Raw genomic sequence first — 13,531 nt, 5'->3', positions numbered from 1 at the left:
GGCCGCGCCAACGAGAAAAGGGGCCCCGGCGATGCCGGAGCCCCTTTGATCCGATCCTTCGGAGCCTCTGCGCGGCGTCAGTTGCCGGCGGAGGCGCCCGCCTCGTCGAAGCTCTTGAGATAGGCGATCACATCGGCGATCTCCTTGGGCGACTTCAGGCCGGGGAAGGCCATCTTGGTGCCGGGCACGGTCGCCTTCGGATTGGTGAGCCAGGCGGTCATCGAGGCGTCGTCCCACTGCGGCTGCTTGGCGGCGTATTCCTTCAGACCGGCCGAGAACGTGTAGCCCTCCACGGCGGCCGGAGCCTCGCCGAAGACGCCGTTCAGCTCGGGGCCGATCTTGTTGGCCGCGTTCGGGCCGATGGCGTGGCAGGCCTGGCACTTGCGGAACACGGCCTTGCCGGCCGTGGCATCGCCGGCCGAGGCCGTCTGGACGGCGGCGGGCGCCGCGGGCGCCGCGGGCGCCGCCGCGCCCTGCTGGCCGGCGGGCGCCGGAGCGGCAGGGGCTGCAGGCGCGGCCGGGGCGGGCGCCGCGGGTGCGGGTGCGGCCGGGGCGGGAGCGGTCGGCGTCGGCGCCGCGTTGCTCGTCGTCGTGCCCTGGTTGGCCGCGCCGACGCTGTCGCCGGTCGCGGGCGCCTGGGCCTGGCTCGCCTCGCCGCCCGTCGCGGGCTGGGTCGTCGTGCCCGGATTGGTCGCCGCCGCGTCGGCTGCGGCAGCCTCGGGCGCCGCGCCCTCGGCCGGGGCGGCCGGCAGGGGCTTCGGGCTGTCGGCGAGCGAGCGCAGATAGGCGATGAGATCGGCGCGGCCCTGCGGGTCCTTGATGCCGGCAAAGCCCATGGCCGTGCCCGCGACATAGCCCTTGGGCGCCTTCAGGAAGTGGTAGAGATGGTCGTAGTCCCAGAGGACGGAGCCCCCTTGCGAGAACTCCTTCATGCCGGCCGAATAGTTGAAGTCGCCGACCGAGGCGATCGGACGGTCGACGACGTCCCACAGATGCGGGCCCGTCTTGTTGGCGCCGCCCTTCTCGCCGGAATGGCAGGCGCCGCACTTCTTGAACTCGGCCGCGCCCTTGTCGACGCTGGCGTTCTGCAGGAGCGAGGCCACCGGCGGATCCTCGGCCGCGGCCGCGCCGCCGCCGCCCGCCTCGGGCTCGGCCGCCACGATCTCGTAGCCCGGCTTTTCCGGGGTCTCGGAATGGAAGATGCCCTCCGCAAGGAGGCTGCCGCCGAACACGACGAACACCGTCCCGAGGACGGCGCCGAAGACCTTGTTGGCTTCTAGTGAACTCATCGAAGCGGCTGCCCCCTCTGCCCGCCGGCCATGTTTCGCCGACGGTCGCATCCCTCAAAAACGCGCGGACCCTAGGTCTTTTGCGCTGGCAAGGCAACCTCTGTAAGAAGCGTTCCAAACAGACCTTTCGTCGCTCGCGAAGCCTTGTCGAGGAGCGCCGCGAAGGCCCGTCCAGCGCCCAGTCCAGTCCCGAAGTCCAGTCCCGAAGTCCAGTCCCGAAGTCCAGCCCGAAAGCCCGGCCGCCAGGTCCCGCCATGTCCCAGCTCGTCCTCATCCCCGCCCGCCTCGCCGCCACGCGCCTGCCGCGCAAGCCGCTCGCCGACATCGCCGGACGGCCGATGATCGTGCATGTCGCCGAGCGCGCGAGCGCCGCGCGGATCGGTCGCGTCGTGGTGGCGACCGACGACGCGGCGATCCTCGACGTGGTGACCGCGGCCGGCTTCGAGGCCGTCATGACCGGCGCCGGCCATCCCTCGGGCTCGGACCGCATCCACGAGGCGCTGCGAAAGCTCGATCCCGACGGGGCGGTGGAGACGGTCGTCAACGTGCAGGGCGACCTGCCGACGATCGAGCCCGAGACGATCCGTGCCGTGCTCGCGCCCTTCGAGGCGCCGGCCTGCGACATCGCGACCCTGTGCGTGGAGATCGTCCACGAGGCCGAGAAGACCAATCCGAACGTCGTCAAGGTCGTCGGCTCGCCGCTTGGCGAGAGGCGCCTGCGCGCGCTCTACTTCACGCGCGCCACCGCCCCGCACGGGGAGGGGCCGCTCTACCACCATGTCGGGCTCTACGCCTATCGCCGCGCCGCGCTCGAGCGCTTCGTGGCCCTCGGCCCCTCGGTGCTGGAGCGGCGCGAGAAGCTGGAACAGCTGCGCGCGCTGGAGGCCGGCATGCGCATCGACGCCGAGATCGTGAACGCCGTGCCGCTCGGCGTCGACGGACCGGACGACCTGGAAGCGGCGCGCCGTGCGCTCGCGGGAGCCACAGCATGACCACGACCGACGCCCGCCCGCTCATCGCCTATCAGGGCGAGGAGGGGGCCAATTCCGACATGGCCTGCCGCGACGCCTATCCGCACATGCGGCCGCTGCCCTGCCCGAGCTTCGACGAGGCCTTCGAGGCGGTGAAGTCGGGCGCGGCCGATCTCGCCATGATCCCGATCGAGAACACGCTCGCCGGGCGCGTCGCCGACGTGCACCATCTCCTGCCGGGCTCGGGGCTGCGCATCGTCGGCGAGTATTTCATGCCGATCCACTTCCAGCTGATGGCGCTGCCGGGCGTCTCGCCCGCCGAGATCCGCGCCGTGCACAGCCATGTCCACGCGCTCGGCCAGTGCCGGGCCTATCTGAAGGCGCGCGGCTGGAAGCCGGTGATCGCCGGCGACACGGCGGGCGCGGCCCGCATCGTCTCGGAGGCCGGCGACCGCTCCATCGCGGCGCTCGCGCCCGAGCTCGCCGCCTCGCGCTACGGGCTCGACATCCTGGAGCGCGACGTGGAGGACGCCACCCACAACGCCACGCGCTTCGTGGTTCTGTCGCGGCCGGGCGAGGGCGCCGAAGCGCTCTGGGCGCCCACCGGCAGCCGCGTGATGACGACCTTCGTCTTCGAGGTGCGCAACCTGCCGGCCGCGCTCTACAAGGCGCTCGGGGGCTTTGCTACCAACGGCGTCAACATGACCAAGCTCGAGAGCTACCAGCTCGGCGGCCAGTTCACCGCCACGCAGTTCTATGCCGACGTGGAAGGCCATCCGCAGGACGATTCGCTGCGCCTCGCGCTGGAGGAGCTCGACTTCTTCACCCGGCGCCTGACCATCCTCGGCGTCTACGAGGCCTCGCCCGACCGGGTCTACGAGACCGGCTTCGCGCCGGGCGAGTAGCGGCCGGTTCCCGCGTCAGTCCGTCTCGCCCGCCACGAAGGCGCGCACGAGGTGATGGGCGATGGCGAAGGGCTTGGGCGCCTCGAGCCCGTCGGGATGGGTGCCCTCGAGCATGGCGCGCACCTCGTCGCGCCCGAACCAGCGGCAGGCTTCGAGTTCCGCCGTGTCGAACGCGATCTCGCGGTTCGAGGCGAGCGCGATGCAGCCGATCATCAGGCTGCCGGGAAAGGGCCAGGGCTGCGAGGCGTGGTAGCGCACCGGCCCGACGACAAGGCCCGCCTCCTCCAGCGTCTCGCGGCGCACGGCGTCCTCGATGGTCTCGCCCGCTTCCACGAAGCCGGCGAGGCACGACCACATCCGCTCGGGAAAGCGCGGCTGGCGGCCGAGCACGCAGGAGCCCGCCCCGTCATGCACGAGCATGATGGTCACGGGATCGGTGCGCGGAAAGCGCAGGTCTCCGCAGGCCGGGCACTTGCGCCGTCCGCCGGCGGCCTCGGACAGCGAGGGCGTGCCGCATTTGCCGCAGAAGCGGTTGCGCCGGTGCCAGGTCAGGAGATGGGCGGCCTGGGCGAGCTGGCCTTCCACGTCCGGGTCGAGCATGTCGGCGAGGCCGAGCGCGCGAAGCTCGAAGGCGGGGATCGCGGCGACCGCGGCATCCGCCGTGTCGGACGGCGCCACCTCGCCGGCCAGGACGGGCGCGCCGTCGCGGTCGTGGCCGAGAAGGATGCAGGACGCCTCGTCGAGCCCGAGCCTTGCCGCCCCGCGCCGGTCGAAGGCGGGGTCCGGCGCCGCGGGCGTGCCGCCCGGGCACAGCCACAGCCCGCCCGACTGGAGATAGAGGCGCGCGCCGGGATGGGCGAGCGAGAGCGCCAGCGTCTCGGCGGTGCGGTGCTCGCCGTCGCGGGTGAGGCGGTTGCCGGCAAAGCCCATGCGCGGCGCCGGGCGGCCGAGATGCGTCGCGTCGTCCATCGTCAGGCGTCCATCACGGCATGGGCGAGGCGCTGCGCCATCGCTTCGGCCCTGCCTTCCTCGTAGGGCAGGGCGGTGCCGAAGCCCCAGACGGGGCCCGGCCAGTTCGGGTCGCCCTCGTCGCGCGCCACCACGTGCAGGTGGAACATCGGCACGGCGTTGCCGAGCGTGGCGATGTTGATCTTGTGCGCCCCGGTCTCGCGCTTCAGCGCGGCCGCCACGAGCCCCATCTCGAAGGTCAGCATCGTCTGATCGAGCGGCGTCATCTCGTGGAACTCCACGAGATCGTTGCGCTGGGGCACGAGGATGGTCCAGGGCCATCGGCTGTCGTTCATCAGGCGCAGGTCGCACAGGCCGAGCCGCGCGATTCTGACCGTGTCGCGCTTCAGGCGGGGATCGAGTTCGAAACGGCGCATGGGCGTCCCATCACGAAGGCGGCTTTGCCGGGGCAACGGCGCAAGGTTTGAGCGATTCGGCGCGATCCTAGCCTAAAAAGCAGGCTTTGGAGGAAGGCCCCGCGCCCATCTTGCATTTGCCCGGCCGATCGCCGATATCAGCGCCGGGAGGTTGGTGGTGGACGAGCCACTCGCCAACCGGGTCAGGTCCGGAAGGAAGCAGCCCCAACGAGCCACGGCACGGGTCATCGTGCCAGCCTCCCACCCTCATTCCCGCCCGTCCGGCGCCCGGCCCCGGAAGGGGCAGCGCCAGACCGAGGTCCCGATGCGGCAACCCGTCGAAGAGCCGGCCTGCGCCGCGACCGGGCGGCCCGCGTGAGCGAGGCGCAAGCCCCGGCGCCCTACCGCGTCCTCGCCCGCAAGTACCGCCCCGCCTCCTTCGAGGACCTGATCGGCCAGGAGCCGATGGTGCGCACCCTCACCAACGCCTTCGAGACCGGCCGCATCGCGCAGGCCTGGATGCTGACGGGCGTGCGCGGCGTCGGCAAGACGACGACCGCCCGCATCCTCGCCCGCGCGCTCAATTACGCCACGGACGAGATCGACCAGCCGACGATCCACATGCGCGAGCCGGGCGTCCACGATCAGGCGATCATGGAAGGGCGCCATGTCGACGTCGTGGAGATGGACGCCGCCTCGCATACCGGCATCGACGACATCCGCGAGATCATCGCGCAGGTGCGCTACCGCCCGGTCTCGGCGCGCTACAAGGTCTATATCATCGACGAGGTCCACATGCTCTCCAACCAGGCCTTCAACGGCCTGTTGAAGACGCTGGAGGAGCCGCCGGAACACGTGAAGTTCGTCTTCGCGACGACCGAGATCCGCAAGGTGCCGATCACCGTCCTGTCGCGCTGCCAGCGTTTCGACCTGCGGCGCATCGAGGCGACCACCTTGATGCAGCACCTTTCGCGCGTCGCCCGCGCCGAGGGCGTGGAGGCGGAGGAGGACGCGCTGCGCCTCATCGCGCGGGCGGCCGAGGGCTCCGTGCGCGATTCCCTCTCCCTGATGGATCAGGCGATCGCCCATGGGGCGGGCAGCATCCAGGCCGCGACCGTGCGCGACATGCTGGGGCTCGCCGACCGCGTGCGCGTGATCGATCTCTTCGAGACGCTGATGGCCGGCGACGGGCGCGCCGCGCTCGCCGAGATCCGCTCGCAATACGAGGCGGGCGCCGATCCGCTCGTGGTGCTGACGGATCTGGCCGACTTCACCCATCTCGTCACGACGCTGCGCTACGTGCCGGAGGCGGCGGGCGAGGCGACCCTCTCGCCGATGGAGGCCGAGCGCGGCCTCGCCCTTTCCAAGAGCCTCTCGGTGCGCACGCTCGGCCAGGTCTGGCAGCTGCTCCTGAAGGCGATCGAGGAGACGCGCGCCTCCAGCGTGCCGCGCCAGGCGGCGGAGATGGCGCTGATCCGCATCTCGCACGCCGCCGACCTGCCTTCGCCCGACGAGCTCCTGGCGCTCCTGCGGAACGGGGGAGGGGACGGACTGCCGGCGCCGCGCGGCGCCGGGCCCGCATCGCCGGGCGCGCCGGCCGGCAACGGGCAGGCGCCGTCCGCGCCGGCCATGGCCGCAGCCATGCCGGCGGGCGCCCCGCCGGCGGGTCCCCAGACGGCGGGCGGCGAGACGCTGCGCGGCACGGCCGCGCTTCGCGCCATGGCGGGCCCGCGCCTGTCGCTGGCCTCGAGCGCGCCGGCCGCCCAGCCCGGCGAGGCGCGCCCGCTGCAGGCGCCCGAGCCCGCCGAGATCCGCATCGCGAGCCTCGAGGATTTCGTGGCCCTCGCCGAGCAGAAGCGCGATTCGCGCATCCGCATGTTCGTGCGCCGCTACGTCGTGCCGGTCTCCGTCGAGCCCGGCCGCCTGGAGATCGCGCTGACGCCCGAGGCCCCCGCCACGCTGCCCGGCGACATCGCCAAGCGGCTCCTCGACTGGACCGGCCGGCGCTGGGTCGTGACGGTCGCGGGGACGGGCGCCGGCGAGACGATCGAGGCGCGCGAGACGCAGACGCGCCAGACCATGCTCTCCGACGCCGCGCTCGACCCCGAGGTCGCCGCCGTCCTCGCCGCCTTTCCCGGCGCCAAGGTCACCGACGTGCGCCTGAAGGGCGTCGCGGAGGAGGCGGAACCTTTGCCGGTGCCGGACGTCGAGGAGGACAGGTTCGACGACCCGGCCGAATATGCCGATGACGACGACGATTTCTGAGGACGAGGCGAGAGGAGCGGTCATGAAGGACCTCATGGGCATGATGAAGCAGGCCAAGGCCATGCAGGAGAAGATGGCGGCCCTGCAGGAGGAGATCGCCCAGCTCTCGGCCACCGGCCGCTCGGGCGGCGGCCTCGTCAGCGTCACCCTCAACGGGCGCGGCGAGATGGCGGCCCTCTCCATCGACCCCTCGCTCGCCAAGCCCGACGAGAAGGACATTCTGGAAGACCTCGTCGTGGCCGCCCACAACGACGCCAAGGTGAAGCTCGACCAGGCCATGCAGGAGAAGACGCAGGCCATGACCGACGGCCTGCAGCTGCCGGCCGGCCTCAAGCTGCCCTTCTGAACCGCCGTTCCGACGAAGGCGCCGCCCCCGATCCCGATGCGGCGACGAGCGCGGGCGCGCGCCCTCGGCGCGCGCCTGCCGTCCGCCCCGTTCCCGTTCCGCCGTAGAAAGCCCGTCGCGTTCCCATGGCGAAATCCATTGCCGGCCCCGAGATCGAGCGGCTGATCCAGCTCCTCGCCAAGCTTCCGGGCCTCGGGCCGCGCTCGGCCCGGCGCGCGACGCTGCATCTCGTCAAGAAGCGCGAGCAGCTCCTCGGGCCGCTCGCGCGCGCCATGGCGGAGGCGGAGGCGAGCGTGCGGGTCTGCTCGACCTGCGGCAATGTCGACACGCGCGACCCCTGCACGATCTGCTCCGATCCCGCGCGCGACCATTCGACGGTCGTCGTGGTCGAGGACGTTTCCGATCTCTGGGCGCTGGAGCGGGCGAAGGCGCTGAACGCGGCCTATCACGTCCTCGGCGGCGTCCTCTCGCCGCTCGACGGCGTGGGGCCGGAGGACCTGACGATCGCCCAGCTCGTCACCCGCGTCGAGGCAGGCGGCGTGACGGAGCTCATCATCGCCGTCAACGCCACGGTCGAGGGCCAGACGACGGCGCATTACCTCATGGACCAGCTCGCCGGCTTCGACCTGAAGGTGACGCGCCTCGCCCATGGCGTGCCCGTCGGCGGCGAGCTCGACTATCTCGACGAGGGCACGCTCTCGGCCGCGATGCGCGCGCGGACCGCCTTCTGAGGGCTTGCGGCGGCCCTTCTGCGGGCGTTTAGTCGCACGCTCCTCAAACGTCGCCCGAGCCGTGCCATGACCCTTGCCAGCCTTCTCGCCTACAGTCTGGCGCTCGCCATCGCCGCCGCCATTCCCGGCCCCGGCGTCATCGCGCTCGTGGCGCGCGCGCTCGGCTCCGGGCTCGGCCACGGCCTCGCCTTCCTGGCCGGCCTCGTCCTCGGCGACCTCACCTATCTGGCGGCCGCCTGCTTCGGCCTCGCCATCGTCGCGGAGGCCTTCGGCGAGATCTTCGTCGTCGTGCGCTACGGGGCGGCGGCCTATCTGGCCTATCTCGCCTACCGGCTCTGGCGCTCGGCGGGGCAGGGGATCGGCGTCGAGGCGCTTGTCGCCGGTCGCCCGTCGGCGAGCTTCACGGCCGGCGTCATGGTGACGCTGGCCAACCCGAAGACGATCTTCTTCTACCTCGCGCTGCTGCCGACCCTTCTCGACCTGTCGGCGATCGGCCTCGGCGACTTCGCGCTGCTCGTGGTCGCCACCAGCCTCGTCCTCTTCGCCGTCCTCACGCCCTATGCCGCGCTCGCCGCCCGCGCCCGCGGCCTCCTGAAACACCCCGCGCTCCTCGCCCGCCTCAACCGGGGCGCGGCCGCCATCCTCGCCGGCGCCGCGGTCTGGACGGTGCTGCGCCGGGTCTGACCGGGCGGCCGGCGGTTCAGTCTGCGCGGGGGGCGATCTCCAGGGCCGGCCAGGCCAGGAGGGCGGCCGCCTTCAGCCGACCGGCAGCGCGGGCGACGTCCGTCTGCGCCATCGCGAGCGCTTCGGCGACCCGTCGCACCTGCGCGGCGGAAGACAGGAGGCTCAGAACGCCCGCGAGCGCCCGCGGAATGTCCGTGCCGTAAGCCGTCGTGGCCTTTTCGATCGCCGCGCGCGGGATCGTCCCGCTTTGAAGGAGAAGGTACCCGAGATCGACGGCATCCCTGCAGGCGACGGCCTTGTCCACGTAGCGGTCTGCATTGGCGAGAAGCTTTTCAGCGAATTGGTCTTCCAGGCATAGGACCGGGACGCCGAACCTTTCGTCGAGCGATCCTTCAAGAGAGATGCGGGCTTCCCGCACGATCTCGAAGCGAACGGGCTCGCCCGCGAACGCGAGGATCGAACGGATGCCGTACTGATCGATCCTGAAATCGCGCAGAGCCTCCACGCGAGGCCCGAAGAGGGCGGCGGCGCCTGATTGCCGGACGGCGTCACGCAGGTTTCGATAGCCGTCGGTCTCGGCGCACAGGAAATCGAGGTCGCGCGACAGCCGATACTCCCCGTTGGCCAGAACGATCGCGGTACCGTCCGCGAAATAGCATCGACATTCGATCAGAAACGAGGCGTCCATAACGCCGAGCATACCAGCGATCGTTCGGTGCTCGAGACGCTCGAAACTCATGCCGGATCCCCGCACCGTCAGCGCGTGGCCAGAAAATGCCCGCCGCCGAAGGCGCGGGTCAGCGCGGCGATCAGATCGCGCTCAGCCGGCGTCAGGGTGTCGATATCAACGTGGCGCCAGTTGCGCTCGTAAAGATTGAATGCGTCTTCGGCCGAGAGCGCCCGGGTGGGATCGCGGTTCCAGGCCAGCAGCGCAAGAGCCGGGAAGTCAGCCGGAACGATCGGGAGCAGAATGGCGTCCATGGACGGAACTATACGCTCGAGCGCGCGGATCGCAACGCGGACGCGCCTGCGCCGAGCCGGGCGTTCGATAGGCTCCGTCGATCGCTCGATCGGATCCATCCCGGCGTTCTTACCCATATGCGGTCCGATCGGCGATTCTCGCGCGCCGGGGATTTGCAATCCCGATCGGAGCGGCTAGCAAACGGCGACCGAAGTGGGGAGACATGCCGCATGAAGACCAGAGCCGCCGTCGCGTTCGAGGCCAAGAAGCCGCTCGAGATCGTGGAACTCGACCTCGAAGGGCCGAAGGCCGGCGAGGTCCTCGTCGAGATCATGGCGACGGGCATCTGCCACACCGACGCCTACACGCTGGACGGGCTCGATTCGGAAGGGCTCTTCCCCTCCGTGCTCGGCCACGAGGGCGCGGGCATCGTGCGCGAAGTGGGTCCGGGCGTGACCTATGTGGCGCCCGGCGACCACGTCATCCCGCTCTACACGCCCGAATGCCGCCAGTGTAAGTCCTGCCTCTCGGGCAAGACGAACCTCTGCACGGCGATCCGCGCGACGCAGGGCAAGGGCCTGATGCCGGACGGCACCACGCGCTTCTCCTACAAGGGCCAGCCGATCCACCACTATATGGGCTGCTCCACCTTCTCGAACTTCACCGTCCTGCCCGAGATCGCCGTCGCCAAGATCCGTCGCGACGCGCCCTTCCGCACCACCTGCTACTGCGGCTGCGGCGTGACCACCGGCGTCGGCGCCGTGGTCAAGACGGCCAAGGTCGAGCCCGGCTCCAACGTCGTCGTCTTCGGCCTCGGCGGCATCGGCCTCAACGTCGTGCAGGGCGCCCGGCTGGTGGGCGCCGACAAGATCGTCGGCGTCGACATCAACAACGACAAGAAGGAGTGGGGCGAGCGCTTCGGCATGACGCATTTCGTCAATCCGAAGGAGATCGAGGGCGACATCGTCTCCCATCTCGTCGCCCTCACCGACGGCGGCGCCGACTATACGTTCGACTGCACCGGCAACACGACCGTCATGCGCCAGGCGCTGGAAGCCTGCCATCGCGGCTGGGGCGTCTCGGTCGTCATCGGCGTGGCGGAATCGGGCAAGGAGATCTCCACCCGCCCGTTCCAGCTCGTCACCGGCCGCGTCTGGAAGGGCTCGGCCTTCGGCGGCGCCAAGGGCCGTACGGACGTGCCGAAGATCGTCGACTGGTACATGGACGGCAAGATCCAGATCGATCCGATGATCACCCACACGCTGACGCTGGAAGAGATCAACAAGGGCTTCGACCTCATGCACGAGGGCAAGTCGATCCGCTCGGTCGTGGTGTTTTGATCGACGGCGGGTCCGGCGCCCTCTGGCGCTGGGCCGCCTTCGACGAACTGACGGGGCGGGAGGTCCACGACCTCCTGCGCCTGCGCGCCGCCGTGTTCGTGGTGGAGCAGGCCTGCGCCTTCGCCGAGATCGACGGGCGCGACCCGCACGCCTTCCACCTGCGCTGGATCGTCGGCCGCGACCTCGCCGCCTGCCTGCGCGTCCTGCCGCCGGAGGGCTCCGGCGGCCGCCCCTGCATCGGGCGCGTGGCGAGCGCGAAGGGCTCTCGCGGGGCCGGTCTCGGCCATCGCATGATGGAGGAGGCGCTCGCCTTCTGCGCGCGGCGCTTTCCCGGGCTCGAGATCGACCTCTCGGCGCAGGCCCATCTCCAGCCCTTCTACGCCCGGCACGGCTTTGCCGCCGTCTCGGACCCCTATCTCGAAGACGACATCCCCCATGTCGACATGCGCCGTCCGGCCTGAGGCCGGAGCGCGCCGCCGTCGACCCTTCTGACGAGGACGAAGATCATGGCGCTCGAAACCGTTTCCACCACCAAGGCCCATGGCGGCGTGCAGGGCGTCTATCGCCATGCCTCGCGGGAGACCGGCACCGACATGGTGTTCTCGGTCTTCGTGCCGCCGCACGCGCCGGGCGCCAGGCTCCCGGTCGTCTGGTACCTGTCGGGCCTCACCTGCACCCATGCGAACGTGACGGAGAAGGGCGAGTATCGCCGCCTCTGCGCCGAGCTCGGCCTGATCTTCGTGGCGCCCGACACGAGCCCGCGCGGCGAGGGCGTGCCGGACGATGCGGCCGGCGCCTACGATTTCGGCCTCGGCGCCGGCTTCTACGTGGATGCGACCGAGGAGCCCTTCGCCCGGCACTACCGCATGTGGTCCTACGTCACGAAGGAACTGCCCGCGCTTCTCGAAGCCGAGTTCCCCGCCGACGCGGCGCGCCAGTCGATCATGGGCCATTCGATGGGCGGCCACGGCGCGCTGACGATCGGCCTGACCTTCCCCGAGCGCTTCAAGGCCGTCTCGGCCTTCGCGCCGATCGTGGCGCCCGGCGAGGTTCCCTGGGGGCACAAGGCGCTGGGCGGCTATCTCGGCGAGGACCGCGCGGCCTGGCGCCGCCACGATGCGGTGGCGCTGATCGAGGACGGCGCGCGCCTTCCCGAACTCCTCGTCGACCAGGGCGGGGCGGACACTTTCCTCGAGGACCAGTTGCAGCCGCAGCGCCTGAAGGCCGCCTGCGAGGCGGCGGGAATCGCCCTCACGCTGCGGCTCCAGGAGGGCTACGACCACAGCTACTACTTCATCTCCACCTTCATGGAGGATCACCTGCGCTGGCACGCCGCGCGCCTTCGCTGAGACGGCGGGCGGACGGGCGGCGGGCGAGGGCGGGCGACACGGCCCTGTCGCTCGGCCGCGCCGCCCGCTATCATCGCCCCATGTTTCGCACCGTCCTGATCGCCGGCTTCCTCGCGCTTGCCGCCCTTCCCGCCCGCGCCGACGCGCTGACCGACGACTTCCGCCGCTTCCTGGAGGCCGATGTCTGGCCGCAGGCCAAGGCCGAGCGCGTGCCGCGCGCCGTGTTCGAGGAGGCGTTCTCCGGCGTGACGCCGCGGCTCGACCTGCCCGACCTCAACCTTCCCGGCCGCCCGGCGAAGGTCGAGGAGATCAACCGGCAGGCCGAGTTCAGGAGCGGGGCGGACTATCTCTCCGAGAAGGCGCTCGCCGGCACGGTCAACACCGGGCGCGCCATGCTGAAGCGCCACGGCGCGCTCCTGAAGCGCATCGAGGCGCGCTACGGCGTGCCGGCCCCGGTGATCGTGGCGATCTGGGGCCGCGAATCGGCCTTCGGCGCGGCCAAGATTCCGGAAAACGCCTTCGCGGTGCTCGGCACCAAGGCCTGGGCCTCGCGGCGCAAGGAGATGTTCCGCGCCGAGCTCGTCGCGGCGCTGAAGATCGTCTCCGACGGACACCTGCGCGTCTCGCAGATGCGCTCCTCCTGGGCGGGCGCGCTCGGCCAGCCGCAGTTCATGCCGACGAAGTTCCTGGCCGTGGCGGTCGATTTCGACGGCGACGGCCGGCGCGACATCTGGAATTCCGTGCCCGACACGCTCGCCTCGATCGCGAACTACCTGGCGCGCGCGGGCTGGCGCAAGGGCGTCGCCTGGGGCGGCGAGGCCCGCGTGCCGGCGGCCGTCTCCTGCAGCCTGGAAGGGCCGGATCGCGGCCGCCCGCTCGCCGAGTTCGCCGGCGCCGGCGTCACCCGCGTCTCCGGCGAGGCCTTTTCGGCGCGCGCGCTGGGCGCCTCCGCGCATCTGATGATGCCGGCCGGGCGCGCCGGGCCGGCCTTCCTCGTCTCGCCGAACTTCTACGTCGTCAAGGACTACAACAATTCCGACCTCTACGCGCTCTACGTCCTGCATGCGGCCGACCGCATGAGCGGCGGCGCGCCGCTCGTCACGCGGTTCGCCGCGACCGAGCGCCTCACCCGCGGCGACGTGGCGCGGCTGCAGGAGGCGATGCAGGCGCGCGGGATGGATGTCGGCGGCGCCGACGGGCTCGCCGGCTTCAAGACCCGGCGCTCCATCGGGCTCGTGGAGGAGACGGCGGGGCGCCCGGCCACCTGCTGGCCCTCGAAAGGCGTGGCGGCCCTTCTCTAGGCGCCCGGCCACTCCATCTTGTCCC

Annotated in this window: 15 protein-coding genes and 1 other RNA gene; 11 read left to right on the top strand and 5 right to left on the bottom strand. The window is 71.2% G+C overall.

Features of this window, described 5'->3' with window-relative positions:
- Positions 1-77: 77 nt before the first annotated feature.
- Positions 78-1,289 (bottom strand): cytochrome c family protein, encoded by a 1,212-nt coding sequence (locus tag ASG48_RS09980; protein ID WP_082529382.1) that lies wholly within the window; start codon positions 1,287-1,289, stop codon positions 78-80.
- A 254-nt stretch (positions 1,290-1,543) separates the two neighbouring features.
- On the opposite strand from ASG48_RS09980, the gene ASG48_RS09975 reads away from it, so the two are divergent.
- Positions 1,544-2,281, top strand: coding sequence for a 3-deoxy-manno-octulosonate cytidylyltransferase (locus ASG48_RS09975; RefSeq protein WP_055848863.1), 738 nt, complete (start codon positions 1,544-1,546; stop codon positions 2,279-2,281).
- Complete coding sequence (locus ASG48_RS09970) at positions 2,278-3,165, top strand: prephenate dehydratase (RefSeq protein WP_055848860.1); 888 nt, start codon at positions 2,278-2,280, stop codon at positions 3,163-3,165. The genes ASG48_RS09975 and ASG48_RS09970 overlap by 4 nt, the downstream gene beginning before the upstream one ends.
- A gap of 15 nt (positions 3,166-3,180) precedes the next feature.
- Here the strand turns inward: ASG48_RS09970 and nudC are convergent, their stop codons facing one another.
- Entirely contained in the window at positions 3,181-4,134 is a 954-nt protein-coding gene (gene nudC / locus ASG48_RS09965) for an NAD(+) diphosphatase (RefSeq protein ID WP_055848858.1), read from the bottom strand.
- Positions 4,135-4,136: 2 nt separating this feature from the next.
- The gene (locus ASG48_RS09960) at positions 4,137-4,550 is read right to left on the bottom strand and encodes an HIT family protein (protein WP_055848855.1); all 414 of its coding nucleotides are present in this window, start codon (positions 4,548-4,550) and stop codon (positions 4,137-4,139) included.
- Between the two features lie 146 nt (positions 4,551-4,696).
- Here ASG48_RS09960 and ffs point away from each other — a divergent pair.
- The 5 genes from ffs (at position 4,697) to ASG48_RS09940 (ending at position 8,555) form a co-directional block, all read left to right on the top strand.
- Positions 4,697-4,794, top strand: an RNA gene (gene ffs / locus ASG48_RS17905) — signal recognition particle sRNA small type.
- Positions 4,795-4,880: 86 nt separating this feature from the next.
- Positions 4,881-6,794: a DNA polymerase III subunit gamma/tau gene (locus tag ASG48_RS09955; RefSeq protein WP_082529419.1), complete on the top strand. Its 1,914-nt coding sequence runs from the start codon at positions 4,881-4,883 to the stop codon at positions 6,792-6,794.
- A gap of 22 nt (positions 6,795-6,816) precedes the next feature.
- Positions 6,817-7,140: a YbaB/EbfC family nucleoid-associated protein gene (locus ASG48_RS09950; RefSeq protein WP_055848849.1), complete on the top strand. Its 324-nt coding sequence runs from the start codon at positions 6,817-6,819 to the stop codon at positions 7,138-7,140.
- 125 nt (positions 7,141-7,265) lie between these two features.
- Positions 7,266-7,871 (top strand): recombination mediator RecR, encoded by a 606-nt coding sequence (gene recR, locus ASG48_RS09945; RefSeq protein WP_055848846.1) that lies wholly within the window; start codon positions 7,266-7,268, stop codon positions 7,869-7,871.
- Between the two features lie 66 nt (positions 7,872-7,937).
- Complete coding sequence (locus tag ASG48_RS09940; protein ID WP_055848843.1) at positions 7,938-8,555, top strand: LysE family transporter; 618 nt, start codon at positions 7,938-7,940, stop codon at positions 8,553-8,555.
- 16 nt (positions 8,556-8,571) lie between these two features.
- Here ASG48_RS09940 and ASG48_RS09935 read toward each other — a convergent pair whose 3' ends face one another.
- Positions 8,572-9,294, bottom strand: coding sequence for a nucleotidyl transferase AbiEii/AbiGii toxin family protein (locus ASG48_RS09935; protein WP_055848840.1), 723 nt, complete (start codon positions 9,292-9,294; stop codon positions 8,572-8,574).
- Positions 9,295-9,311: 17 nt separating this feature from the next.
- The gene (locus tag ASG48_RS09930; protein WP_055848838.1) at positions 9,312-9,536 is read right to left on the bottom strand and encodes a hypothetical protein; all 225 of its coding nucleotides are present in this window, start codon (positions 9,534-9,536) and stop codon (positions 9,312-9,314) included.
- A 210-nt stretch (positions 9,537-9,746) separates the two neighbouring features.
- Between ASG48_RS09930 and ASG48_RS09925 the strand changes: the two genes are divergently transcribed.
- The 4 genes from ASG48_RS09925 (at position 9,747) to ASG48_RS09910 (ending at position 13,506) form a co-directional block, all read left to right on the top strand.
- Entirely contained in the window at positions 9,747-10,856 is a 1,110-nt protein-coding gene (locus ASG48_RS09925) for an S-(hydroxymethyl)glutathione dehydrogenase/class III alcohol dehydrogenase (RefSeq protein ID WP_055848835.1), read from the top strand.
- Positions 10,853-11,317, top strand: coding sequence for a GNAT family N-acetyltransferase (locus ASG48_RS09920; RefSeq protein WP_244486860.1), 465 nt, complete (start codon positions 10,853-10,855; stop codon positions 11,315-11,317). Before ASG48_RS09925 ends, ASG48_RS09920 begins: the two co-directional genes overlap by 4 nt.
- A 45-nt stretch (positions 11,318-11,362) precedes the next feature.
- Positions 11,363-12,205 carry an S-formylglutathione hydrolase gene (fghA, locus tag ASG48_RS09915; RefSeq protein WP_055848832.1) on the top strand — a complete coding sequence of 281 codons (843 nt, stop codon included), beginning with the start codon at positions 11,363-11,365 and terminating at the stop codon, positions 12,203-12,205.
- An 80-nt stretch (positions 12,206-12,285) separates the two neighbouring features.
- Positions 12,286-13,506 (top strand): lytic murein transglycosylase, encoded by a 1,221-nt coding sequence (locus tag ASG48_RS09910; RefSeq protein WP_055848829.1) that lies wholly within the window; start codon positions 12,286-12,288, stop codon positions 13,504-13,506.
- Positions 13,507-13,531: the final 25 nt, after the last annotated feature.

It is taken from the genome of Aurantimonas sp. Leaf443, assembly GCF_001425575.1.
GTDB lineage: Bacteria > Pseudomonadota > Alphaproteobacteria > Rhizobiales > Rhizobiaceae > Leaf443.
This window is presented reverse-complemented; position numbering and strand designations above follow the sequence as displayed.

What these genes read in the sequence shown, in the direction of transcription:
- ASG48_RS09980 (WP_082529382.1), bottom strand. Translation starts at nt 1,289, where the DNA reads ATGAGTTCACTAGAAGCCAACAAGGTCTTCGGCGCCGTCCTCGGGACG.
- ASG48_RS09975 (WP_055848863.1), top strand. Translation starts at nt 1,544, where the DNA reads ATGTCCCAGCTCGTCCTCATCCCCGCCCGCCTCGCCGCCACGCGCCTG.
- ASG48_RS09970 (WP_055848860.1), top strand. Translation starts at nt 2,278, where the DNA reads ATGACCACGACCGACGCCCGCCCGCTCATCGCCTATCAGGGCGAGGAG.
- nudC (WP_055848858.1), bottom strand. Translation starts at nt 4,134, where the DNA reads ATGGACGACGCGACGCATCTCGGCCGCCCGGCGCCGCGCATGGGCTTT.
- ASG48_RS09960 (WP_055848855.1), bottom strand. Translation starts at nt 4,550, where the DNA reads ATGCGCCGTTTCGAACTCGATCCCCGCCTGAAGCGCGACACGGTCAGA.
- ASG48_RS09950 (WP_055848849.1), top strand. Translation starts at nt 6,817, where the DNA reads ATGAAGGACCTCATGGGCATGATGAAGCAGGCCAAGGCCATGCAGGAG.
- recR (WP_055848846.1), top strand. Translation starts at nt 7,266, where the DNA reads ATGGCGAAATCCATTGCCGGCCCCGAGATCGAGCGGCTGATCCAGCTC.
- ASG48_RS09940 (WP_055848843.1), top strand. Translation starts at nt 7,938, where the DNA reads ATGACCCTTGCCAGCCTTCTCGCCTACAGTCTGGCGCTCGCCATCGCC.
- ASG48_RS09935 (WP_055848840.1), bottom strand. Translation starts at nt 9,294, where the DNA reads ATGAGTTTCGAGCGTCTCGAGCACCGAACGATCGCTGGTATGCTCGGC.
- ASG48_RS09930 (WP_055848838.1), bottom strand. Translation starts at nt 9,536, where the DNA reads ATGGACGCCATTCTGCTCCCGATCGTTCCGGCTGACTTCCCGGCTCTT.
- ASG48_RS09925 (WP_055848835.1), top strand. Translation starts at nt 9,747, where the DNA reads ATGAAGACCAGAGCCGCCGTCGCGTTCGAGGCCAAGAAGCCGCTCGAG.
- fghA (WP_055848832.1), top strand. Translation starts at nt 11,363, where the DNA reads ATGGCGCTCGAAACCGTTTCCACCACCAAGGCCCATGGCGGCGTGCAG.
- ASG48_RS09910 (WP_055848829.1), top strand. Translation starts at nt 12,286, where the DNA reads ATGTTTCGCACCGTCCTGATCGCCGGCTTCCTCGCGCTTGCCGCCCTT.